Annotated in this window: 25 protein-coding genes; 18 read left to right on the plus strand and 7 right to left on the minus strand. The window is 69.4% G+C overall.

Annotation, left to right across the window (positions count from 1 at the left end):
• Positions 1-25: 25 nt before the first annotated feature.
• Both FB384_RS15315 and lpdA read left to right on the plus strand, forming a co-directional pair.
• Positions 26-430 carry a nitroreductase family deazaflavin-dependent oxidoreductase gene (locus FB384_RS15315; protein WP_183785587.1) on the plus strand — a complete coding sequence of 135 codons (405 nt, stop codon included), beginning with the start codon at positions 26-28 and terminating at the stop codon, positions 428-430.
• A gap of 109 nt (positions 431-539) precedes the next feature.
• A complete protein-coding gene (lpdA, locus tag FB384_RS15320; protein WP_183783715.1) occupies positions 540-1940 on the plus strand; it encodes a dihydrolipoyl dehydrogenase in 1401 nt (466 codons plus the stop codon).
• Positions 1941-2237: 297 nt separating this feature from the next.
• Here lpdA and FB384_RS15325 read toward each other — a convergent pair whose 3' ends face one another.
• Positions 2238-2678: a pyridoxamine 5'-phosphate oxidase family protein gene (locus tag FB384_RS15325; RefSeq protein WP_183783717.1), complete on the minus strand. Its 441-nt coding sequence runs from the start codon at positions 2676-2678 to the stop codon at positions 2238-2240.
• Between the two features lie 92 nt (positions 2679-2770).
• On the opposite strand from FB384_RS15325, the gene FB384_RS15330 reads away from it, so the two are divergent.
• From FB384_RS15330 to FB384_RS15345, 5 genes are all read left to right on the plus strand, one after another.
• Positions 2771-3694 (plus strand): AraC family transcriptional regulator, encoded by a 924-nt coding sequence (locus FB384_RS15330; RefSeq protein ID WP_183783719.1) that lies wholly within the window; start codon positions 2771-2773, stop codon positions 3692-3694.
• 128 nt (positions 3695-3822) lie between these two features.
• Entirely contained in the window at positions 3823-3957 is a 135-nt protein-coding gene (locus FB384_RS27130; protein ID WP_258936610.1) for a hypothetical protein, read from the plus strand.
• Between the two features lie 131 nt (positions 3958-4088).
• Entirely contained in the window at positions 4089-6674 is a 2586-nt protein-coding gene (locus tag FB384_RS15335) for an ATP-dependent Clp protease ATP-binding subunit (RefSeq protein WP_183783721.1), read from the plus strand.
• A gap of 37 nt (positions 6675-6711) precedes the next feature.
• Positions 6712-7578, plus strand: coding sequence for an RNA polymerase sigma-70 factor (locus FB384_RS15340; RefSeq protein ID WP_183783723.1), 867 nt, complete (start codon positions 6712-6714; stop codon positions 7576-7578).
• A 97-nt stretch (positions 7579-7675) separates the two neighbouring features.
• Complete coding sequence (locus tag FB384_RS15345; RefSeq protein WP_183783725.1) at positions 7676-8809, plus strand: NAD(P)/FAD-dependent oxidoreductase; 1134 nt, start codon at positions 7676-7678, stop codon at positions 8807-8809.
• A gap of 3 nt (positions 8810-8812) precedes the next feature.
• Here FB384_RS15345 and FB384_RS15350 read toward each other — a convergent pair whose 3' ends face one another.
• Positions 8813-9640 (minus strand): alpha/beta fold hydrolase, encoded by an 828-nt coding sequence (locus FB384_RS15350; protein ID WP_221212747.1) that lies wholly within the window; start codon positions 9638-9640, stop codon positions 8813-8815.
• A gap of 79 nt (positions 9641-9719) precedes the next feature.
• Here FB384_RS15350 and FB384_RS15355 point away from each other — a divergent pair, with 79 nt between their 5' ends.
• Complete coding sequence (locus tag FB384_RS15355) at positions 9720-11045, plus strand: aminotransferase-like domain-containing protein (RefSeq protein WP_183783727.1); 1326 nt, start codon at positions 9720-9722, stop codon at positions 11043-11045.
• Positions 11046-11290: 245 nt separating this feature from the next.
• Positions 11291-11689, plus strand: coding sequence for a hypothetical protein (locus tag FB384_RS15360; RefSeq protein ID WP_183783729.1), 399 nt, complete (start codon positions 11291-11293; stop codon positions 11687-11689).
• On the opposite strand, the gene FB384_RS15365 is transcribed toward FB384_RS15360, so the two are convergent.
• Positions 11679-12074 carry a hypothetical protein gene (locus FB384_RS15365; protein WP_183783731.1) on the minus strand — a complete coding sequence of 132 codons (396 nt, stop codon included), beginning with the start codon at positions 12072-12074 and terminating at the stop codon, positions 11679-11681. The two genes, FB384_RS15360 and FB384_RS15365, sit on opposite strands and share 11 nt — an antisense overlap.
• 92 nt (positions 12075-12166) lie before the next feature.
• Positions 12167-12607, minus strand: coding sequence for an Hsp20/alpha crystallin family protein (locus FB384_RS15370; RefSeq protein WP_183783733.1), 441 nt, complete (start codon positions 12605-12607; stop codon positions 12167-12169).
• Between the two features lie 194 nt (positions 12608-12801).
• Here FB384_RS15370 and FB384_RS15375 point away from each other — a divergent pair, with 194 nt between their 5' ends.
• The 3 genes from FB384_RS15375 to FB384_RS15385 are packed head-to-tail and all read left to right on the plus strand — an operon-like array spanning position 12802 to position 15672.
• The gene (locus FB384_RS15375; RefSeq protein WP_183783735.1) at positions 12802-13083 is read left to right on the plus strand and encodes a metal-sensitive transcriptional regulator; all 282 of its coding nucleotides are present in this window, start codon (positions 12802-12804) and stop codon (positions 13081-13083) included.
• A 40-nt stretch (positions 13084-13123) separates the two neighbouring features.
• Entirely contained in the window at positions 13124-13330 is a 207-nt protein-coding gene (locus FB384_RS15380; protein ID WP_183783737.1) for a heavy-metal-associated domain-containing protein, read from the plus strand.
• Positions 13331-13371: 41 nt separating this feature from the next.
• On the plus strand, positions 13372-15672 hold the full coding sequence (locus tag FB384_RS15385; protein WP_183783740.1) for a heavy metal translocating P-type ATPase: 2301 nt from the start codon (positions 13372-13374) through the stop codon (positions 15670-15672).
• An 84-nt stretch (positions 15673-15756) separates the two neighbouring features.
• On the opposite strand, the gene FB384_RS15390 is transcribed toward FB384_RS15385, so the two are convergent.
• A complete protein-coding gene (locus FB384_RS15390; protein ID WP_183783742.1) occupies positions 15757-16374 on the minus strand; it encodes a TetR family transcriptional regulator in 618 nt (205 codons plus the stop codon).
• A gap of 124 nt (positions 16375-16498) precedes the next feature.
• On the opposite strand from FB384_RS15390, the gene FB384_RS15395 reads away from it, so the two are divergent.
• The 5 genes from FB384_RS15395 (at position 16499) to FB384_RS15415 (ending at position 20657) form a co-directional block, all read left to right on the plus strand.
• Positions 16499-17593 carry a ferredoxin reductase gene (locus FB384_RS15395; protein WP_228726033.1) on the plus strand — a complete coding sequence of 365 codons (1095 nt, stop codon included), beginning with the start codon at positions 16499-16501 and terminating at the stop codon, positions 17591-17593.
• Positions 17594-17603: 10 nt separating this feature from the next.
• Positions 17604-18722 carry a fatty acid desaturase family protein gene (locus tag FB384_RS15400; protein WP_183783744.1) on the plus strand — a complete coding sequence of 373 codons (1119 nt, stop codon included), beginning with the start codon at positions 17604-17606 and terminating at the stop codon, positions 18720-18722.
• A 29-nt stretch (positions 18723-18751) separates the two neighbouring features.
• Positions 18752-18961 carry a hypothetical protein gene (locus FB384_RS15405; RefSeq protein ID WP_183783746.1) on the plus strand — a complete coding sequence of 70 codons (210 nt, stop codon included), beginning with the start codon at positions 18752-18754 and terminating at the stop codon, positions 18959-18961.
• Between the two features lie 86 nt (positions 18962-19047).
• Positions 19048-19515: a ribonuclease E activity regulator RraA gene (gene rraA / locus FB384_RS15410; protein WP_228726429.1), complete on the plus strand. Its 468-nt coding sequence runs from the start codon at positions 19048-19050 to the stop codon at positions 19513-19515.
• Between the two features lie 86 nt (positions 19516-19601).
• A complete protein-coding gene (locus tag FB384_RS15415) occupies positions 19602-20657 on the plus strand; it encodes a zinc-dependent alcohol dehydrogenase family protein (RefSeq protein ID WP_183783748.1) in 1056 nt (351 codons plus the stop codon).
• 48 nt (positions 20658-20705) lie between these two features.
• On the opposite strand, the gene FB384_RS15420 is transcribed toward FB384_RS15415, so the two are convergent.
• A complete protein-coding gene (locus tag FB384_RS15420; protein ID WP_228726034.1) occupies positions 20706-21233 on the minus strand; it encodes a winged helix-turn-helix transcriptional regulator in 528 nt (175 codons plus the stop codon).
• Between the two features lie 97 nt (positions 21234-21330).
• Here FB384_RS15420 and FB384_RS15425 point away from each other — a divergent pair, with 97 nt between their 5' ends.
• Positions 21331-21864: a pyridoxamine 5'-phosphate oxidase family protein gene (locus FB384_RS15425; protein WP_183783750.1), complete on the plus strand. Its 534-nt coding sequence runs from the start codon at positions 21331-21333 to the stop codon at positions 21862-21864.
• A gap of 25 nt (positions 21865-21889) precedes the next feature.
• On the opposite strand, the gene FB384_RS15430 is transcribed toward FB384_RS15425, so the two are convergent.
• The gene (locus FB384_RS15430; RefSeq protein WP_183783752.1) at positions 21890-23125 is read right to left on the minus strand and encodes an acyl-CoA dehydrogenase family protein; all 1236 of its coding nucleotides are present in this window, start codon (positions 23123-23125) and stop codon (positions 21890-21892) included.
• Positions 23126-23163: the final 38 nt, after the last annotated feature.

Genomic DNA, 23163 nt, shown 5'->3' on the forward strand with positions numbered 1-23163 from the left:
GACGAAGGGGCCGACGATGAGCGACGTGCTGTTCGGCGACGAACACGTTCAGAGGTACGAGGAGACCGACGGCGAGGTCGGCCACGTGTGGCAGAACGGCGTGCCGACACTGGTCCTCACCACCACCGGGCGGAGGACCGGCGAGCCGCGCAAGTCGGCGCTGATCTACCAGGTGCACGGTGGTGCGTACGTCGTCGTCGCGTCCAAGGGCGGCGCGCCCGACAACCCCGGCTGGTACAAGAACCTGGACGCCGACCCGCACGTGAAGGTCCAGGTGGGTGCCGAGAAGTTCGACGCGGTCGCCCGCACCGCCGGTGCCGAGGAGAAGGCCGAGTTGTGGCCGCTGATGGCCGCGGTGTGGCCGTCCTACGACGACTACCAGGCCAAGACCAACCGTGACATCCCCGTCGTGGTCCTCGACCCGGCGTGACCTGCACAGACGCTCTGCCGGGTCGGTAGCCGATCCGGCAGAGCGACCCACGTCACGCCCGTGGCCGGGGTGACGGCCCCTCGGTGTGGTCCGGGGCATAATCGCCGCCATGAGCGAACACTTCGACGTTGTGGTCCTGGGCGCCGGCCCCGGCGGATACACCGCCGCGGTCCGGGCGGCCCAGCTCGGGTACGACACCGCCATCATCGAGGAGCGCTACTGGGGCGGTGTGTGCCTGAACGTGGGCTGCATCCCGTCGAAGGCGCTGTTGCGGAACGCCGAGCTTGCCCACCTGTTCACGTCCGAGGCCAAGACCTTCGGAATCCAGACGACCGGCGAGGTCACCTTCGACTACGGCGCGGCCTACCAGCGCAGCCGCAAGGTCGCCGACGGTCGCGTCAAGGGCATTCACTACCTGATGAAGAAGAATGCCATCACCCAGTTCAACGGTCGTGGTTCGTTCACCGGCCCGAACGCGATCGACGTGCGGCGCAGCGACGGCGAGACGGACACGGTCACGTTCGACCACTGCATCATCGCCGCCGGCGCCAGCCCGAAACTGCTGCCCGGTACGCAGCGCAGCCAGAACGTGGTCACCTACGAGGAGCAGATCCTCGCCGAGGAGCTGCCGAACAGCATCGTTGTGGCCGGCGCGGGTGCGATCGGCGTCGAGTTCGCCTACGTGCTGCACAACTACGGTGTACAGGTCACCATCGTCGAGTTCGCCGACCGCATGGTGCCTGCCGAGGACGAAGAGGTGTCCGCCGAACTGGCGAGGCGCTACCGCAAGCTCGGCGTCGACGTGCTGACGTCCACGAAGGTCGAGTCCATTGAGGACAACGGGACCGGGGTGCGCGTCACCGTCTCGTCCGGCGGCCAGCAGCAGGTCCTCGAGGCCGACAAGGTGTTGCAGGCCATGGGCTTCACACCGAACGTCGAGGGTTACGGGCTCAAGAACACCGGCGTGCGGCTCACCGAGCGGGGCGCGATCGACGTCGACGGCCGCGGCCGCACCAGCGCGGGGCACATCTTCGCGATCGGCGACGTGACGGCGAAGCTGATGCTCGCGCACGCCGCCGAGTCGATGGCAATGATCGCCGCGGAGACCATCGCCGACGCCGAGACGATGGAACTCGACTTCCGCATGATCCCCCGCGCGACGTACTGCCAGCCGCAGGTCGCCTCGTTCGGGCTCACCGAGCAGGAGGCACGCGACGCGGGCCACGACGTGCAGGTGCAGAAGTTCCCGTTCACCGCCAACGGCAAGGCGCACGGCCTCGCCGAGCCGGTCGGGTTCGTCAAGGTCATCGCCGACTCGGCGTACGGCGAGTTCCTCGGTGCCCACCTGATCGGCCCCGAGGTCACGGAGCTGCTGCCGGAGCTGACGCTCGCCCAGCAGTGGGACCTCACCGTGCACGAGGTCGCCCGCAACGTGCACGCCCACCCGACGCTCGGCGAGGGAATCAAGGAGGCGGTCCACGGCCTCGCGGGGCACATGATCAACATGTGACCGTCCGGGGCTGTCGGCAGACACGCGCGAAGGCGCCGAATCGACACGCGGCCGAGGTGGGCGACCCCGACCTCGGCCGCGTGTTCTGCGCTCAACGCCGCGTGTTCTGCGTCCGTGACCCGGTCCCCACTCCTCACCGACATGCTGCCGCGTGACGGCGTTCCCGCGCGTGTTGCGCATGCGGGGTTCGTGTCGCTCCCACCCGTCGTACGGCTGCCGTTCCTCGTCGACGCGCCGACACGAGACCCAACTTGCCGGGGCGGTGCCGCGGGGCCAGGTCAGCGCCTTTCAGGCCCGTCAGCCCGTGGCACGCCGGACGGACTCTGGCCGGATGACGATGCGCGCCCAGTTCTCCGACCGCATGGTGGCCAGGTCGGCGGCGTGCCCGGGGTCGTCCAGGTCCCAGTACCGAGCCGCGAGACGGTCCAGCAGTTCGTGCGCACCCTCGGACTCGATCGTGACGCGACCGGCGACCGATATCCACTGCTCCTGTTCACCCACCGGTGCGGCGACGACGATCGAGGCGCGTGGGTCCCGGCGCAGCCGCCGTACCTTGGGCGCGTCCGGATAGGTGAACAGCTGGATGGTGCCCGCCTCGGTGGCCTCGAACCACACGGGGCGCGGTTGCGGCGGAAGCGGTCCCGCCGCCACGGACAGGAAGCCGTGCAGCGGCCGACGGAGGAACGCCAGGTCGGCGGCGGTCAGCAACGGAGTCGACACAGCGGTCTCGGTAGTCATGTCGACCAGTCAATCCGAGTCGATCGGACGATCCCATAGGTAGGACACCGAGTCGCCTGTGTATTCGTCTCGGCACGGTTATGCTCGGCACGGTGGACGTGTTCGACGACCTGATCCGCGGGGTGCGTGCGCACGGGTCGCTGTTCGGCAGCTCGGTGCTGACGCCGCCGTGGTCGTTGCACTTCGCCGACGGTGCGCCGTTGACGCTGTGCGCCGTGCTCGGCGGCGCGGGCTGGATCGTGCCGGAGCACGGTGAGCCGGTCCCACTGCGAGATCGCGAGACGGTCGTCGTCCGTGGTCCGGAGCCGTTCAGCTTCGTCGACGAGGTCGGCACGCGGGCCGCACCCGTCTCGTGCGGGCAGCACTGCGCGGTCCCCGGCCAGGGAGGCACGCGGCATCGCCGCGGCTGGCACGACAGCGGTGACGCCGACGTGACGTTGATCGTCGGTGCCTATCCCGTGCGCGGCGAGATCAGCCGCAGACTGGTGGAGGCGCTGCCCGGTGTGTTGCGTGTGGACGGCGGCGGAACCGGTGACGGCGTGCTGGACCATCTCGCCGAGGAGGTCGCGATCGACCGGCCGGGTCAGCAAGTGGTCCTCGATCGGTTACTGGACTGGATGTTGGTCTGCACGTTGCGCGAGTGGTTCGACCGGCCGGGTGGCCGGCCCCCGGCGTGGTGGGCGGCGCAGCACGACCCCGTCGTCGGCGATGCGCTGCGACGGATGCACGCCGAGCCTGCGGCGCCGTGGACCGTCGCCGTGTTGGCCGATCGCGCCCGCGTGTCACGGTCGACCTTGGCCAAACGATTCGGCGAGTTGATGGGCGAACCTCCGCTGACGTACCTCACGCGCTGGCGGATGACCCTCGCCGCGGAGATGCTGGTCGAGCGGAGCTCGGCGACCGTCGCCGACGTCGCCCGCGCCGTGGGTTATTCCGACCCGTTCGGCTTCAGTGCGGCCTTCAAACGCGTCCGAGGTGTCAACCCCAGCGAGTTCCGCAGGACCGCGACCGCCTAACTGGTGTCTGACCACCGTGTTGTCGATTCCGGAGCCCGTGTTGCGTTTTCCGGGGCCCGTGTTGCAGACCTGCGGGCTCGCAGCACGCACCATGACCCGGCACCGCGCGGATCGTGGGTGGAAATTCCGTGGGTGGAGACGCCGTGCCGCAGTGGCGGTTCGACTGGCACCGGGAGAACCTCCGCAGCACGCCGACGCGCGTGGTCTTCCACGCGCACCGGGAATCCGTGGTCTACCCACGTGGCGGACACGCGACCCCGTAGGTGACAACACGAACTCCGGAAAGCGCAACACGGCCCCCAGGATCCGCAACACGGCAGGCTGGTTGACACCTCGGCTCAGTGGGTAGTCACGTGCGCGGCAGATCCCGCCATCGGTAAGGAGGAGGCTGTCCATGTCCGGCTTCTTCGGCGACCCCGGCCCCAGTCCGTTCGACCAGCTGCTGGCACAGTTCTTCGGCGGTTCCAGCCGCGGTGGGATGCCGGGACGACAGGCCCCGCTGGGCATCACGCGGCTGATGAGCGAGCAGGCGCTGGCACTGTTGTCGGCGTCGGTGCAGCAGGTCGCCGCACAGGGACGCGCCGAACTCGACTCGCTGCACCTGCTCTGGGGCGCGACGCAGGTGCCGGGCAGTCGCGAGCTGATCCAGCGCGCGGGCGGGGATCCGGACGCGCTAGCCACGCGGATCGGCGAACAGTCCGAGGGTTCCACCGGCGGCCCGTCGTCGGCGCCGGTGCTCACCCCGGGGGCCAAGCGCATTCTGATGGACGCTCACCAGATCTCCCGGCAGCTGCGCTCGAGCTACATCGGCCCGGAGCACGTCCTGCTGGCGCTCGTGGCGCACCAGGACTCCCCGGCTGGACGGATGCTCGGTGACGGCGGTGTGACCCCTGAGACGATCCGCCGCGGCTTGGCCGGCCCGGAAGCCGGCGGCGCAGCCGGTGCGCCCCAGTCAGGGCAGGCCGCGGCACGTGGCGGGGGCTCCGGGACGTCGCGAGGCGGCGGCGGGACGAGCAACACACCGACGCTGGAGCAGTACGGCCGCGACCTCACCGCGTTGGCTTCCGGTGGTGAGCTCGATCCGGTGGTCGGCAGGGACACGGAGATCGAGCAGACCATCGAGGTGCTGTCCCGCCGGACGAAGAACAATCCGGTGCTGATCGGTGAAGCGGGCGTGGGCAAGACGGCGATCGTTGAGGGACTCGCGCAGCGCATCTCCGACCGGCAGGTGCCGGACATCCTCGGCGACCGCAGGGTGATCCAGCTCGACCTCACGGCGATGGTCGCGGGCACCCGGTACCGCGGGGATTTCGAGGAACGGATGACGGCGCTGCTGGACGAGATCCGTGAACACCGCGACGAGCTGATCGTGTTCATCGACGAGCTGCACATGGTCGTGGGGGCAGGGTCGTCGGAGGGCTCGATGGGTGCGGGCAACATGCTCAAGCCGGCGCTCGCCCGCGGTGAGCTGCACATCGTCGGCGCGACGACGCTCGACGAGTACCGCACCAACGTCGAGACCGACCCCGCGTTCGAACGTCGGTTCCAGCCGATCCTCGTGCCGGAGCCGAGCGTGGCGGACGCGCTCAAGATCCTGCACGGGCTGCGCGACCAGTACGAGGCGCATCATCAGGTGCGGTTCACCGACGAGGCCCTGAACGCCGCGGTCACCATGTCCGACCGCTACATCACCGACCGGCATCTGCCCGACAAGGCGATCGATCTCATCGATCAGGCCGGGGCGCGGGTGCGTATGCGGTCGGCGCAGCGGCCGGAAGGCCTGACCGAGTTGCAAGACCGCCTCGACCAACTGTCCCGCGACCGCGACCAGGCCGTCAGCGAGGAACACTACGAGCGGGCCTCGGCGCTGCGGGACGAGATCAACGAACTCCGGGAACGGATCGAGCAGACTCGCAGCCAGGACCGGCCGGCAGGGGAGACGGAGGTCGGGCAGACCGACATCGCGGAGGTCGTTTCGCGGCTCACCGGCATTCCCGTCGCACAGTTGACCCAGGAGGAGCGCGAACGACTGCTCAAGCTGGAGGAACACCTCCACAGGCGGGTCGTCGGCCAGGACGAGGCCGTCGAGGCGATCTCGGAGGCCGTGCGCCGCACCCGCGCGGGCCTCGCCGAGCCCGACCGGCCCTCCGGCAGTTTCCTGTTCCTCGGCCCGACCGGGGTCGGCAAGACCGAGCTGGCCCGGGCGCTCGCCGAGGCGCTGTTCGGTGACGACGGCCGCATGATCCGGCTCGACATGTCCGAGTACGGCGAACGGCACACCGTCTCCCGATTGCTCGGCGCCCCACCCGGTTACGTCGGCTACGAGGAGGCGGGCCAGCTCACCGAGGCCGTTCGGCGGACGCCGTACTCGGTGGTGCTGCTCGACGAGATCGAGAAGGCGCACCCGGAGGTGTTCAACGTCCTGCTGCAGGTTCTCGACGACGGCAGGCTCACCGACGGCCGCGGTCGGACCGTGAACTTCACCAACACGGTGCTGATCATGACGAGCAACATCGGGTCGGAACTCGTGCTGAGCGGGACGCAGGGTGCGCTCGGCTTCACCGCATCCAGCGGCGACGACGGGGACGAACCACTGCGGGACCGGCTGATGCGCAGGTTGCGGGACAACTTCCGGCCGGAGTTCCTCAACCGCATCGACGAGATCATCGTGTTCCGCAAGCTCACCTCCAAGCAGCTGGAACAGGTGACGTCGCTGCTGTTGGAGGAGACGCGGCGCAAGGCACGTGCCCAGGAAGTCGAGGTGGACGTCAGCGACGAGGCGGTGCGCTGGCTCGCCGAGACCGGTTACCAGCCCGAGTACGGCGCGCGGCCGCTGCGGCGCACGATCCAGCGCGAGGTGGACAACGTGTTGTCCCGGATGCTGCTCGGCGGGGAGATCGGCGAGGGTGCCACGGTGCGGATCGACGTCGCGTCCGAAGGCGGGTTGCGGTTCGACGTGGTCGAGCACGCCGGAGTGTGACCGGGTGGTCGGCTGACCGCGTGGCTACGGTGGGGGCGTGTCCATCGCCGACGAACACGTTCGCACCTTCGAGGAGGCGCGTGGCCGGCTGTCGGCCATCGCCTATCGCATGCTGGGCACCGTCGCCGACGCCGAGGACGCCGTGCAGGACACGTACGTCCGCTGGTCGGGAGCCGAGCACGGGGACGTGCGCGAACCGGTCGCGTGGTTGACGCGGGTGCTGACCAATGTGTGCCTGAACCGGCTGACGTCGGCCAGGGCCCGGCGTGAGGAGTACGTCGGGCCCTGGCTGCCGGAACCCGTCGTCACCGAAGAACCGCTGACGACGCTCGCCGAACGTGAGTCGGTGTCGATGGCGATGCTCGTGGTCCTCGAACGGCTGACGCCACCGCAGCGAGCGGTGTTCGTGCTGAGGGAGGCGTTCGGCCACTCGCACGCGGAGATCGCGGCCGTGCTCGACATCACCGAGGTCTCCAGCCAACAGCTGTACCGCAGGGCCCGCGGGCACGTGGCCGACGGCAGGGCCAGGTTCACCACGTCGGCCGAGGAGTGCCGGCGGATCACCGAACGCTTCCTGTCCGCAGCCCGCGGAGGCGACCAGGAGGCGCTGCGCAGCCTGTTCGTCGAGGACGTCGTCGCGTGGGCCGACGGTGGCGGCAAGACCACGGCCGCCCGCCGCCCGGTCTCGGGTGCCGACCGGGTGACCCGCTACCTGGCGTGGATGAGTAGGGACATCCCCGGCCTCGTGGTCGACCTGCCGGACATCAACGGGACGCCGGGCGTGGTGGCCTCGATCGACGGCGTGACCGTGCTGGCCGTGTCGCTGCATATCGTCGACGGGGCGATCGCGGACATCTATCTCGTCGCCAACCCGGACAAGCTCGCCCGGCTCGTCGTGCCGTGATCCGGAGTTGTGACGCGTGACACTCCGGCCCGTTGTCAGTTCTCGCGCCGCTGTGCGGTTCATGAGGTGACGTGCTCGGGTTCGGAAGGAGTTCCTCATGGCTCATCGGATCGTGATCCTCGGTGGTGGCTACGCGGGTGTGACGGCGGCGAACCGGATCGCCCGCAGGCTCGACGGTGCCGAGGTGACGCTGGTGAACGAACGTGCCACGTTCGTCGAGCGGGTGCGACTGCATCAGGTCGCGGCGGGGGAGTCGATCGTCCTGCGGCCGTTGCGTGAGCGGGTACGGCCCGGCGTCACCGTCGTCGTGGCCAGGGCCGGTGGCATCGATCTCGACCGGAGGGAAGTCGTACTGGAGCGTGGGGCCTCGTCCGGCGCGCAGCGGCTGCCGTACGACACGCTCGTCTATGCGCTCGGCAGTCAGGCGGCGCCCGCACCGGACGACGCCGTCGCGCTGGCGACGGTGGACGACGCGTGGCGGGCGCGTGATCGGATCGGCGCACTTGCGGCCGAACCCGGTCCGGTGGCCGTCGTGGGAGGTGGGCTGACGGGTATCGAGGCGGCGACCGAACTCGCCGAGCGGCATCCGGCCGTGCGGGTGCGGGTGGTGTCCGATGTGGATCCGGGGTCGTGGTTGTCGCACCGGGCGCAGCGGCATCTGCGGCGGGTGTTCGGCAGGCTCGGGATCGAGGTCGTCAGCGGCTCGGTCGCCGATGTTCGGGACGGTGCGGTGCAGCTGACCGACGGCCGGGTGGTCGGCGCGGGTCTCACGCTGGCGTGTACGGGTTTCGCGGTGCCGTCGTTGGCTGCCGGATCCGGACTGGCGGTCGAAGGGACGGGGCGGATCCGTGTCGACGGGACGATGCGCTCGGTGTCCCATCCGGACGTCTACGCGGTCGGCGACGCGGCCGTGCCGGAGCTGCCGAACGGGCGTGACTTCCGCATGGCCTGTGCGACGGCGTTGCCGATGAGTGCGGCCGCGGGCACGGCGATCGCCGACCGGTTGGCCGGGCGCAAGCCCGCCGGGCTGCGCTTCCGGTATGTCAACCAGTGCATCAGCCTCGGCAGGCGGGACGGCGTGATCCAGGCCGTCGACGGCGATGACAGTCCACTTCGGATGATCCTCGGCGGGCGGGTGGCCGCGTCGTACAAGGAGGCCGTGGTGCGGGGTGCGTCGTGGTTCGCGGCACACCCCGGCCCGTATCGTCCGGCGCGCGCCGTTCCGGCGTGAAACTCAGCCGTCGATCGTCTCGCCGAGGAAGTGCTGCACCGTGTCGTTGAAGGCGACCTCGTGCTCCAGGTTCGGCAGATGTGCCGTGCCGTCGAGGACGGCGAGCCGGCCCCGGGGCAGGGCGGCTGCCGTGTCCCGGGCGATCGGAACCGGGGTGAGGGTGTCGTGCCGGCCCACGACGACGAGCGTCGGGACCGTGACCTCGGCGAGTTCGGTTCGGTAGTCGGGCCGCATCGCGCGGCCGCGGAGTGCGGCTGCGGCACCGTTCGGCGGCGCGGCGGCCATCATGCGGCGGACGTGCCGGGCGGTGGCGGGCAGCCTCCGGATACTGGCGGGGGCCAGCATCCGCGGCAGCATGTCCTCGGCGAACCGTTCCATACCCTCGGTCAGTAGCCGGTCGGCCGTGGCATGACGAGCTCGGACGCCTGCGGCGTCCTCCGGGTGCGGGGATGACGCGGCGATCAGCATTCGCCTGATGCGATATTGCTCCGATCTTTCTCGGAGCAATCGATGGGTCGCGAGGGTGATCTGCCCGCCCATCGAAAGGCCGCCGAGGATGAAGTGTTCGACGTCGAGTTCGTCCAGCAGGGCGAGGAGGTCCCCGGCGAACACCTCGAGCGGGGTGCACGTGTCGCTGCTCGGGGTTTCGCCGTATCCACGCAGGTCCGGGGTGATGACACGCCATCCCGCCGTGGTCAGTCGTTCCCGTTGCGGCCACCACATCGACCGGTCGAACGGGTGTCCGTGGACCAGCACGACGGCGGGTCCGTGTCCTGCGTCGTCGTTGGCCATCCGGGTGCCAGGGGTCGCTGTCGGTCTCGTCGCCGTCATGGTTGAGACATTAGAAGTCCGCTCTGATCGGTGCAATAAAATCATTGACATCGGTGCAATTCTCCTTCATCGTTCGAGCATGGTCGGTTCCAGTGACGAGGACTATCGGGCCATCGCGGACGGGGTCGCCGCGGACATCGCGGCGGGCCGGTTGCGTGTGGGGGAGCAGCTGCCCCCGCAGCGTCGCTTCGCGCGCGACCGCCGCATCGCCACGTCGACGGCCGCTCGCGTGTACACAGAGCTGACGCGGCGCGGCCTCGTCGTCGGAGAGGTCGGCAGGGGCACGTTCGTCCGGGCCGCCGCACCGCCCGTCGACCCGCCCGGTGGGGAACCGGCGCGGGCAGGAGTGGATCTCGAACTGAACTTCCCGTCGCTGCCGGGGCAGTCGGAAATGTTGACCCGCAGCCTGTCAGCCGCGCTCCGGCCGGATGCGTTCGACGCGGCGTCGGCGCCGGTCCCCGTCGGCGGTACCGCCGAGGCGCGGCGGGCCGTGGCCCGCTTGCTCGGAGAGGTCGACCCGGACCAGGTGCTGCTCGCCGGCAACGGTCGGCAGGCGATCGGCGCCGCCATCGCGGCCGTCGTGCCCGCGGGCGGCAGGCTCGGGGTGGAGGCGCTGACGTACCCGGTCGTCCGCGGGATCGCCAGGAATCGCGGCGTCACACTCGTACCGCTCGAACTCGACGAGGACGGCATTCGCCCCGATGCGCTCGAGCGGGCGGCGGTCGACGCCGTGTATGTCCAGCCGGCGTTGCAGAATCCGCTCGGATCGACGATGTCTGCGGAGCGGAGGACGGCATTCGCCGAGGTGGTCCGCGACCGCGGGGTTCCGGTGATCGAGGACCGCGTGAACGCATTCCTCTGTGACGAACCGCGGTTGGCCGACCACATACCGGAATACACGATCGTCGTGGACAGCCTGTCGAAACGGATCGCCCCCGGGCTGACCCTCGGCTTCGTCGCCGTGCCACCGAAGTTGTGGGGCGAGGTCGCGCGGGCGTTGCGATGCGGGGGATGGGCCGCGAGCGGATTCGCCCTCGATGCGGCCACGCGGTGGATTGTCGACGGCACGCTCGACGAACTCGTCGGGGGAAAACGTGCGGACGCGGCCTGGCGGCAGGAACTGATGCGTGCTCGACTGGACGGATTCGCGATCCGCGCCGATGCTCGTGCCTATCACTGCTGGTGGGAGCTTCCCGAGCCGTGGCGGGCGGACACCTTCGTCGCCGCGGCGGCCCGTCACGGCATCGCGGTCAGCCCGGCGGCGTCGTTCACGGTCGACGAGGGACATGCGCCGTCCGCGGTCCGGCTCGCGTTGGCGGCACCGCCCGAATCCGTGCTCACGGGAGCGCTCGAGGTTCTCGCTCGACTCGCCCGCGGCGGACCGGACGACACGGGTCCGAGCTGATCCGAATCCGAGGGAGTCATCCGGTTTCAGCGGAATTCGATCTTCGTTCGTCGGCGAGTCGCGCCGGAATCGGGTTTGCCGACGATAGCTCGGCAAAACTTGAGCTTCGCCACATCGTGGCAGAAACACCGGCTACCCGACGTTAACGTGGATGCGAGCTCGGATTCTCCGGAGATATTTCCGGCCCCGAGTTTCTCATGCCCGTGTTTTCACCGCGCTTTGTGCCATGACCGTAGGGAACCGCCATGACCGCATCCGGCAACGCCGACCAGACGAACGTGGGCGCCCCGGCCGACCCCGGCGTGCTGGCCGCCCGTGCTGAAGACGCGACGCGCACCCTGCAGCAGTGGGCCGCCCGCCGCGGCTCTCACCCGCGGGCCGATCACGAGGCGGAGCTGCACGAAGTGCTGAGTTCGCTGCGGCAGCTCGCCGAGAACCTCGCCCGGTTCCTGCCCGAATCGGGCACGTGGCTCGAGCAGCAGCTCTGGTCGGGCAACGTCGGTGAGGACACGGCCTACGGCGAGCTGGCACAGTCGACGTTCGAAGCGGCTGCCGCGCTGGCGCGTGCGCAGCGCATGGCGGCTCAGTTGGGTCGTGAACTCCACACCGCCGAACTCGCCAGCCGGTCGCTCGTCACCCAGTGATGCCGCCGGCCAGCCGCCGCGCTGCCGCGCGCTGATCGGTGCGGTCACCGGCGCGTCGCCTTCCGGTGCGCTGCCGGTCGGACCGCGGCTGATCGGACGGTTTCGTGGCGGACGGCCGACGGTCGGCGTCCGGTTCGTCGGTGCGTTGCGGGTCGGCACGTAGGACTGCGTTCGTTTCACGCTGTTGCCTGATCGCTTCGATCAGTTCCGCTTTGCTCATGTGGGCCGTGGCGAAGATACCGACGGCCCGTGCCGACTCTGCGAGTTCGGCCATGTTCGCATTGTCATTTTCCTGCTGTTCCGGGATGTGCACCATATTCTGCAGATACCCGGCGCCATGGTTCCCAAACCGGCACGGTCCAGCACGAAAGTCCATTGAGGACACATGCCACATTCGATGTGAGTCACGGCACAGAAATGGCGACGCGGCCGGGCCGGAACCCGGCATTCCGGATTCCGGCCCGGCCGAACTCGTCGTTACTTGATCTCGATGCGGCGCGTCGCGTCCTCGGGGCGCTTCGGCACCTGCACGGTCAGCACTCCCTCGGCGAGCTCCGCGCTCACCTGGTCGGGATCGACGCCCTCGGGGAGGGTGACGGCGTACCGGAACTGGCCGGTGCGGCGGGTGCGTCGGCGGAAGTGCCCTTCCCGCTCGGCGATCTCGCCGCTGACCGCCAGGGTCCCTTCGGTGAGGTCGACGGCGATGTCCTCGCGCTTGACTCCCGGCAGTTCGATCTCGACCGTGTAGGCCTCGTCCGTCTCGCGGACGTCGGCGGCCGGCGACCAGGCCGGTGTCCTGTCGTTCGCGGCGCCGGCGAGCAGGCGCTGCAGTTCGTCGAGCTCGCGCAGCGGGCTCCAGGTCGGGGTCGACGTGCGCAGCGGGCGCGCCGTGCGGGTGTGCAGTACCGGGAATGCCATCTCGTTCATCCCTTCTCGGGCTCGAGGCCCGCGGCTCGGGCCTGCCATCTCGTCCAACGGAGTTGCGGCAGTCCTTGTTCCTAAAGTTGAGCCTTGTTCGCTCAAGGCGATTTCTCGCGAGTCCGGGGGACCACCTTAGCCTTATAGGGGTAGGGGGTATATGATGATGGTGTCGACAACGAAGGAGGCATGTCATGCGGGGTTACAGCGGCGACAAGGACGCCTATCTCAAGCGGCTACGCCGGATCGAAGGGCAGATCCGTGGGTTGCAGCGGATGATCGAAGACGACGAGTACTGCATCGACATCCTCACGCAGGTCTCGGCCGCTACGAAGGCGCTCCAGTCGCTCTCGCTGGGCCTGCTGGACGAGCACCTGAAGCACTGTGTCGCGGAGGCCGTCGCCGAAGGCGGCGAGACGGCCGACGAGAAGGTTCGCGAGGCCAGCGAGGCGATTGCCCGCCTCGTGCGCTCGTGACCGGCAAACCATTGGTGATTCTGAAGAGAAGGCGATCGTGATGTTCGAGAAGACCTACACCGTGACCGGAATGACCTGCCAGCACTGCGTGGCGTCGGTGACCGAGGAGGTCGGCGAGGTCGATGGCGTGCGTGCCGTGAACGTCGACCTCGACACCGGAGCCGTCACCGTGAGCAGTGACGCCGAGGTGGCCGACGAGGCGGTGCGGTCGGCGGTCGAGGAAGCCGGGTACACGCTGGCTGCGTGAGGCTGCACGTCGGCAATGGATGATCCGTGAAGGAGGCGGTGATGACGGCCGGATCTCGGGCATCGGAGGGCGTCGAGGCCGCCGGGCAGGACCCGGCGGCGGAGCACGAGATCGAGCTCGCGATCAGTGGCATGACGTGTGCCTCGTGTGCGAACCGCATCGAACGCAAGCTGGGCAAGCTGGACGGTGTCGCGGCGTCGGTGAACTACGCGACCGAGAAGGCGCGCGTGTCCTACCCCGAAGGGGTATCGCCGGACCGGCTGGTCGAGACGGTCGAAGCCGCCGGCTACGGAGCGGTGCTACCCGTCAGGGAGACGCCCGACACCACGGGAGCGCCTGGCGGGTCGGCCTCGGCCGAACCCGTGGACCGTGAGGCGGAATCGCTGCGGCAGCGCCTCATCGGCGCGATCCTGCTGTCGGTACCGGTGATCGTGCTGGCGATGGTGCCGCCGCTGCAGTTCGACAACTGGCAGTGGGCCTCGCTCGCACTGGCGGCCCCGGTCGTGGTGTGGGCGGCGTGGCCGTTTCACCGCAGTGCGCTGGTCAACCTGCGGCACGGCGCAGCGACGATGGACACGCTGGTGTCGATGGGGGTGTCGGCTGCGTTCGCGTGGTCGCTGTACGCACTGTTCTTCGGCGGTGCGGGCATGCCCGGTATGACGCACGCCTTCGAGTTCACGATCCAACGCGGCGACGGCAGCACCAACATCTACCTCGAGGTCGCGGCAGGCGTCACGATGTTCCTGCTGGCAGGCCGGTACTTCGAGGCGCGTGCGAAGCGCCGCGCCGGTGCCGCGCTGCGGGCGTTGCTGGACCTGGGAGTCAAGGACGTCGGCGTCCTGCGTGACGGTCGCGAGGAGCGCATCCCCGTCGACCACCTCGGCGTCGGCGACCGGTTCGTCGTGCGGCCGGGGGAGAAGATCGCGACCGACGGCGTCGTCGTCGACGGCGTGTCCGCGGTCGATGCCAGCATGCTCACTGGCGAGTCGGTGCCGGTCGAGGTCACCGAGGGCGACACCGTCGTCGGGGCGACCGTCAACCAGGGCGGCAGGCTCGTGGTCGAGGCGACTCGCGTCGGCGGGGACACGCGGCTGGCGCAGATGGCCAAGCTCGTCGAGGACGCCCAGGCGGGTAAGGCGGAGGTGCAGCGGCTCGCCGATCGCATCTCCGGGGTGTTCGTGCCGATCGTCATCGTGCTGGCAGTGGGCACGCTGATCGGCTGGCTGGCCACCGGTGGTGCCGTCGAGGCGGCGTTCACCGCGGCCGTCGCCGTGCTGATCATCGCCTGCCCGTGCGCGTTGGGCCTGGCCACGCCGACGGCGTTGCTCGTCGGTACGGGCCGGGGCGCACAGCTGGGGATCCTCATCAAGGGGCCCGAGGTACTGGAGTCCACGCGCCGGGTGGACACCGTCGTGCTCGACAAGACGGGCACCATCACCACCGGCACGATGACACTCGGCGCGGTGCACGTCGCCGAGGGCACCGACCGCGTCGAGGCGTTGCGACTCGCCGGTGCCGTCGAGAACGCCTCACAGCACCCCATTGCCCGGGCGATCGCGGATGCGGCGGAACGGGAACTCGGCGACGTGCCGGAGGCCGGCGACTTCGCCACGACGAACGGCCTCGGGGTGCACGGTGTCGTCGACGGTCACGCCGTCGTCGTCGGCAGGGAGGCGCTGGCCAGGGAATGGAGCCTGACGCTGCCGGACGAACTCGTGGCCGCGAAGGAAGCCGCGGAACGCAACGGCAGCACCGCGGTGATCGCGGGCTGGGACGGCGAGGCACGTGCCGTGCTCGTCGTCAGTGATGAGGTCAAGGCGACGTCGGCCGAAGCGGTGCGGCGGATGCGGTCGCTGGGTTTGCGCCCGGTACTGCTGACCGGTGACAACGACGCCGTCGCGCGGGCTGTCGCCACGCAGGTGGGCATCGAGCCGGCGGACGTGATCGCCGAGGTGTTGCCCGAGGACAAGGTCGCCGTCGTGGAGCGGCTGCAGTCCGAGGGCCGGGTGGTCGCCATGGTCGGCGACGGCGTGAACGACGCCGCGGCACTGGCCTGCGCCGACCTCGGCCTGGCGATGGGAACGGGCACGGACGTCGCGATCGAGGCGGGCGACCTGACGCTCGTGCGCGGCGACCTGACCGCGGCCGCCGACGCCATCCGGTTGTCGCGCCGGACCCTGCGGACCATTCAGGGGAATCTGTTCTGGGCGTTCGGCTACAACGTCGCCGCGTTGCCGCTCGCGGCGGCCGGGTTGCTCAATCCGATGCTCGCCGGTGCCGCCATGGCACTGAGCTCGGTGTTCGTGGTGACGAACAGCCTGCGGCTGCGCCGCTTCTCCTGACCGGCGCCCCCAAGGGCACTTTGGTTGCACTCAATGCAACCAAAGTGCCCTTGGGGGCTTCTCGCGTGCATCAGCGCGGTGCTCTCAGCTGCTGCGCCAGTGCGGCACGCCGAGAAAGATCAGGCGGAGTTTCCGCTCGGCTTCGGCCGTGATCTCGGCCTCCGAGCCGGGGCGTGCTTCCAGCAGGTCGAGCACGGTCGCCAGCATCGCGGACACGATGAGGTCGGCCAGCATGCGCAGGTCGTCGGTCGACCAGTCGCGCAGGCCGTCGAAGCGTGCGAGGTCCACCGCCAGTTCGCCCGCGAGGAGTTTCAGCTCCACGCCGATGGTCTGGCGCACCGCGCCGGTGCCGCCGTAGCGCTCCCGCACCAGGAACCAGTAGTGCTCCTCGTGTGAACGCACGTGCTCCGAAAGAGTTCGCACCGATGCGCGGATGAGGTCGGCCGAACCACCGGGCGCGTTGCGTGCTCCGCGGATCATCGTCCGCAGCGTGCGCATCGACTCCTCGACGAGCGTGACGCCCAGTTCGTCCATCGACTCGAAATGACGGTAGAACGCCGTCGGCACGACACCGGCCTGCTTGGCGATCTCCCGCAGGCTCAACCCGGCGAATCCCCGCTCGGACGCCTGTCGCAGCGCCGCGTCGAGCAGTGCGCGCCGCGTCCGTTCCTTGCGCTCGTTGCGGGTCTCCGGTGCCGTCATGGCTGTCGAGCATACGTCGGCCGGTTCTGTAACCCCGTTCACATCGACCCTGGTCACCTTGCGCCTCCACCTGATCGCCTACAAGATTGAGTGTACAGTCGTTCACTGAAAATGGAGGCGCGGAATGGCGATGCGCACAGTGCGGCGAGCGGCGACCCGGCCGGGATCGCTGCCCGCTTCGCTCGCGTCACTGGCGGAGAAACTGCTGACGCCGCACGGGGTCGACCGCTACCTCGAACTGATCGACCCGATGCTGGTGCGCAGCGAGATCCGTGGCGAGGTCGTGGCCCTGCGCAGGCCGACCAGGGATTCGATCACGCTGACGGTCCGCCCGAGCAGGGCGTGGCGGGGTTTCGCCGCGGGGCAGTTCGTCCGCGTCACCGTCGACATCGACGGGGTGCGGCGTACGCGCTGTTACTCGCCTGCCGGCAGTGCGCATCGCGGTGACGAGCTCGAGTTCACCGTCAAGGCGCACGAGGGCGGACTGGTCTCCCGGCACCTGCACGAACGTGGGCACGTGGGCATGGTGCTCGGGCTGTCACCGGCCGACGGCACGTTCGCGTTGCCCGAACCGCGGCCCGAATCGATCGTGCTCATCGCGGGAGGAAGCGGCATCACGCCGGTGTTGTCGATGCTGCGGACACTGGTCGACGAACGGCACCCGGGCGAGGTGTCGTTGCTGTACTACGCGCGGACCCCCGACGACGTGCCCTACGCCGACGAACTCGACGAGCTCGCGGCCAGGCGGGGCGTACGCATCCACGTCCGGCACACGGCGACCGACGGGCACTTCACCGCCGACCACCTTCGCCGGGTCGCACCGTGGTTCGCCCGCGCCACCACGTATCTCTGCGGGCCGTCGTCGCTGATGGAGGCGGTGCGCGCGCACTACGCCGACGCGGGGATCAGTGAACACCTGCACACCGAGGAGTTCACGCCGCCGGTACTGACGGTCGCTGCGTCCGAGGCGGGCGGTCGCATCCGCTTCGTGCGCAGTGGGGTGGACATCGTGAGCGACGGTCGGCCGCTGCTGGAACAGGCCGAGGACGCGGGCCTGTCCCCGGAACACGGCTGCCGCATGGGTATCTGTTTCTCGTGCACCCAGCGCAAGGTGTCCGGCGTCGTGCGCACCGCAGGTGGCGAGGAATCGGCCGAGGACGACGAAGAAATCCAGCTGTGCGTCACCGCCGCGGTGGGTGACGTCGAGATCGACTGTTAGGAGCCACCTCATGACGGGCTTGCAGGACCGGCTCACGCCGGAACAGGTCGAAGAGTTCGGCCGCGAGATGGACGAACTGCGCCGGCGGGTCGTCGCCGACCTCGGCGCCGAGGACGTCGAGTACATCCAGAACGTCATCAAGACCCAGCGGGGCCTCGAGGTCGCCGGAAGGGCGCTGATGTACGCCGGGTTCTTCCCGCCCGCCTGGCTCGCGGGAGTGGGCGCACTGTCGCTGGCGAAGATCCTCGACAACATGGAGATCGGCCACAACGTCATGCACGGTCAGTACGACTGGACGCGTGACCCGGCGCTGAGTTCGCAGCGGTTCGAATGGGACAACGTGGCGCCCGCCGAGAACTGGCGGCACTCGCACAACTACATCCACCACACCTACACCAACATCGTCGACAAGGACCGCGACGTCGGCTACGGCATCCTGCGCATCGACCCGGCGCAGAAATGGCACCCGTACTACCTCGGCAACCCGGTGTACGCGACGTTGCTGGCGATCTTCTTCCAGTGGGGCGTCATGCTCCACGACCTCGAGGTCGACCGGGTCCTCAAGGGCGAGCGCAAGTGGTCGGAGTTCAGCGAGGAGCGGCGCCGCATCGGCCGGAAGATGGGCAGGCAGATCGGCAAGGATTACGTGCTGTTCCCGCTGCTCACCGGGCCGCTGGCGCCGCTGACGTTCGCGGGCAACGCAGCGGCCAACCTGGCCAGGAACCTGTGGGCGTTCGGGATCATCTTCTGCGGCCACTTCCCGGCCGACGTCGAGAGCTTCTCCGAGGAGGAGACCGAACGCGAGACGCGCGGCCAGTGGTACCTGCGGCAGATCCTCGGCTCGGCCAACATCACCGGCGGCTCGCTGTTCCACATCCTCTCCGGCAACCTCTCGCACCAGATCGAGCACCACCTGTTCCCGGACATCCCGGCGCGGCGGTACCCGCAGATCGCGGGCGAGGTGCGGGCGATCTGCGAGAAGTACGGCCTGCCGTACCACACCGGACCGCTGCACAAGCAGCTGTGGTCGGTGGCGAAAAAGATCGTCAAGTTCGCGCTTCCCGGCAGCGGGGACCGCGAGCCCGAACCGGCTACAGTCGAGCGCGACCGGACACCTGCTGCGGCCTGAGGCACGCAGACACGACGAGGGAGGGTGACATGGTCGGCCGATTCGAGGCGGGCAAGGACACGGTCCAGGTACTCACCGAGCAGGCGGCGTCGCATGTCGGCAACATCGCCGGGATCATCACCGGCGCGGTGCGCGACGTCGCGCGCGAGACGGGCGACTGGGTGACCGAGTTGATCGAGATGCGGGAGGCCTCGGGGAAGGCCGTGGCCGACGAGGATCGGGAGACGGGCGACCGCTGAGCCCGGCACGCGCCTGTGTGGCGTGCGCCTCCCCGGGCGGACCGGGTGCGTACCCGGTGGTCATGATGTCCCGCGTGAGTGACGTGATGAGTACGGCAGACCTCGTCGACGAGCACGGCGAGGCGCTGCGCGTGTGCGATACCCAGTTCCGGCAGTTCGGCTCGCACCGGGAGTTCTCCGGCAGGGTGCGAACGGTGTCCTGTCACCAGGACAACGGCCTGGTCAAGCAGCTGCTGAACTCGGAAGGCGAGGGCTGCGTGCTCGTGGTCGACGGCCGCGGGTCGCTGCACACGGCACTGACCGGTGACCTGATCGCGGGTGCCGCGGTGCGCAACGGCTGGGCCGGGCTGGTCATCAACGGCGCGGTGCGGGACTCGGCCGTGCTGGGCGGGTTGCCGCTGGGCGTGCAGGCTCTCGGCACGAACCCGCGCAAGAGCAGCAAGGACGGGGTCGGCGAGGTCGACATCCCGGTCGAGTTCGGCGGCGTCACCTTCCACCCCGGCGACACGCTGTACGCCGACGACGACGGCGTGGTGCTGCTGCCACGGGCCTGACCGGCCGCGCGGCCGACTCCGACTCCGTCCACGACTCGCGGCGGGCCGGGGGTGATGCGCCGGGGCGCCGCGGTCAGACTGACGGCATGCAGGCTGTCGTCTACGCCGGTTACGGCGAACCGCCCGTGCTCACCGATGTCCCGGAGCCGGAGTGCCCGTCCGACGGCGTGGTGGTCGCCGTGCGCGCCACCGGCGTGTGCCGGTCGGACTGGCACGCCTGGAAGGGGCACGAGCAGGTGCCGTTGCCGCAGATCCCTGGACACGAACTGGCCGGTGTCGTCACCGAGGTCGGCGTGGACGTCACGCGCTGGCGGCCCGGCGCGCGGGTGACGGTGCCGTTCGTGTGCGGGTGCGGGCGGTGTGAGTACTGCGCCGCCGGTGAGGCGCAGGTGTGCCCCCATCAGACGCAGCCGGGCTTCACCGGGCCGGGCTCCTACGCCGAGCGCGTGGCATTGCACGCGGCCGACCTCAATCTCGTGCCGCTGCCCGAGACCGTGGGTTTCACGGCGGCCGCCTCGCTCGGCTGCAGGTTCGCCACGGCGTTCCGCGCGGTCACGGTCCACGGTCGGGTCGGGCCGGGGGACTGGCTGGCGGTGCACGGCTGCGGTGGCGTGGGACTGTCGGCGGTGCAGATCGGGGTCGCGCTGGGCGCGCGGGTGGTCGCCGTCGACGTCGCGGATTCGCCGCTCGATAACGCGCGCCGCCTCGGTGCGCAGGCCGTCGTGAACTCGGCTGGATCGGATGCTCCGGAGACGGCGGCGGCCGTGCGGGAGCTCACCGGCGGCGGGGCGCACGCGTCGATGGACGCCTTCGGTTCGGCCGGTACGTGCATCTCGTCGGTGCGGAGTCTGCGCCGCCGCGGCAGGCACGTGCAGGTCGGCCTGCTGTTCGGGGAGGCGGCGACCCCGCCGATCCCGATGGACGTCGTCACCGCGCAGGAGCTGGAGGTGCATGGTTCCCACGGGATGCCGGCGCGCGACTACCCGCAGCTGCTCGCGATGCTCGCCGACGGCACGCTGCGCCCCGAGGAGCTGATCGGCGAGACCATCGGCCTCCGGCAGGCACCGGCCGCACTGGAGGCGATGGACGAGCCGACGGCCGGCACCGGCGCAGGGATGACCGTGGTCGAATTGCCCGGCTGAGTCACCGGCGAGCGAGGCGGTCGTCGGCAGGGGCGAGTGGGGTTCCGCTCACGCACCGCCCGTGGATCGACTGCCCGTACGGGCCCGCTCGACGGCGAGTTCGAACGACGGGCCGTGTCCGGGTGGGTGGTGGCGTGCCGCCGCGCCCAGGTGCGCCTCACGGAGGTCGTCCATGAAGCTTTCCCACAGCGGAGGGCCGCCGTCTTCGAGGACCTCGGCGTAGCGGCTCAGCTCGTCGTCGGCTCCGAGCTGCCTCCTGCCCCACACCCCGATCTGGACGAACACCGGCACCAGCGTGATGGCCCGTTCGGTCAGGTTGTAGAGCGCCTTCTGTTTGTGTCCGGGGTCGTCGCTCCTGGTGAGCAGTCCGCGGTGGACCAGTAGTTTCAGCCGGTCGGCGAGGATGTTGGTGGAGATGCCTTCGTCGCAGGTGAGCAGCTCACGGTAGTGCCGCTTCCCGGCGAAGACGATGTCGCGGAGCACCAGCAGCGTCCAGCGGTCCCCGAAGACCTCCAGCGACAGGTTGACCGGGCACAGGGAACGAGGAGACGCGGTCATCCGATCCGGCTCTGCCATCCGCTTCGATTCTCCAACCGGTTGTGTTCTTGCATCGGTCACCTCTAGTCTACAACTGCTTGCAAAATTGCAGCGGTAGCTGATCCGAGGAGGAACGATGCAGGCACATCCCGTCGTCGAGGCGATTCCACCCGTCGGCCGCGGGACCGCGCTCGACGCGCAGGCCGAGCTGGAACCGCTGTCCTGGGCCGAGGCCGAACGCCGCCTCAACACCGACGCGTCCTGTTGGCTCGCGACCGTGCGCCCCGACGGGGCGCCGCACGTGGCTCCGCTGTTCGCGGTGTGGTCGGAGTCCCGGGTGTACGTGTGCTCGAAGGACACGACACGCAAGAGCAGGAACCTCATCGCGGACGGCCGGTGCGTGGTCACCACCGACGTCGACGCGGCGCACGTGATCGTCGAGGGTCGTGGCCTACGGGTGTCCGATGAGGACACGCTCCGGCGCACATCGGATGCCTTCGCTGCGGTCTACGGCTGGCCGACGACGGTCGCGGGGGAGCTGCTCGACGCTCCGTTCGGCGCGCCGACCTCCGGTGGGCCGCCGTACGCGGTATTCGAGATCGCCCCGGAGACGGCGTTCGCGTTTCCCATGGAGGGCACGTTCCTGCCGACCCGGTGGCGATTCACGTGACCCGGTGCGCTGCCATGTGAGCGGCTCAGCTGCGGAGGCGATACTCCTTGAGCAGGCCCTTGCTGATGATCGTCTTCTGGATCTCGCTCGTACCCTCGCCGATGAGCAGGAACGGCGCCTCGCGCATGAGGCGTTCGATCTCGTACTCCGTGGAATAGCCGTAGCCGCCGTGGATGCGGAACGCCTCCTGGGTGACCTCGGCGCAGTACTCGCTGGCGATGAGCTTGGCCATGCCGGCTTCGACGTCGTTGCGTGCGCCGGAGTCCTTGAGGCGTGCGGCGTTGACCATCATCAGGTGGGCGGCTTCGACCTTCGTGGCCATCTCGGCCAGCTTGAACGAGATCGCCTGGTGCTCGGCGATGGGCTTGCCGAACGTCTCGCGCTGCTGGGCGTACTCGATCGCCAGCTCGAAGGCACGGATCGCGATGCCGCACGCACGAGCCGAGACGTTCACGCGACCGACCTCGATGCCGTCCATCATGTACGAGAAGCCCCGGCCGGGAGCTTCGCCGAGCACCATGTCGGAGCCGATACGGAAGCCGTCGAACACGGCCTCGGTGGTGTCGACGCCCTTGTAGCCCATCTTGTCGATCTTGCCGGGAATCGTGAGCCCCGGCAGCACCTCGCCGTAGCCCTCCGGCTTCTCGACGAGGAAGGTCGTCAGGTTCCGGTGCGGGCTGTCGGCACCCTCGTCCGTGCGGGCCAGCAGTGCGACGAGGGTGGACGTGCCGCCGTTGGTGAGCCACATCTTGGTGCCGTCGATGACGTACTCTCCCCCGCCGGCCACGCCCCCACCGGCGGAGGCGCCCCCATTACTGTCGAGGGTGGCCTTCGTGCTGATCGCGGCGACGTCGGAACCGAGGCCGGGTTCGGACATCGAGAACGCGCCCCGCACCTCGCCGGTGGCCATGCGCGGCAGGAAGTGGCGTTTCTGAGTCTCGGTGCCGTGCCGGGCGATCATGTGGGCCACGATGAAGTGGGTGTTGATCACGCCCGACACGCTCATCCAGCCCCGCGCGATCTCCTCGACGACGAGCGCGTACGTCAGCAGTGACTCGCCGAGCCCGCCGTACTCCTCAGGGATGGTGATGCCGAACAGCCCCATCTCCTTCATGCCCTCGACGATCTCGGCGGGATAGGTGTCGCCGTGCTCGAGTTCCTGTGCATGCGGGATGATCTCGTTGTCGACGAACTTCCTGACCGTCGCCAGGATCTCGGACTGCACATCGGACAGTCCTGCGGTGTGCGCCAAGCGGGCCATGGCTGTGCGGCCTCCAAGGGAGCGGTGTGGGTTCGCGC

It is taken from the genome of Prauserella sediminis, assembly GCF_014195435.1.
Lineage (GTDB): Bacteria > Actinomycetota > Actinomycetes > Mycobacteriales > Pseudonocardiaceae > Prauserella > Prauserella salsuginis.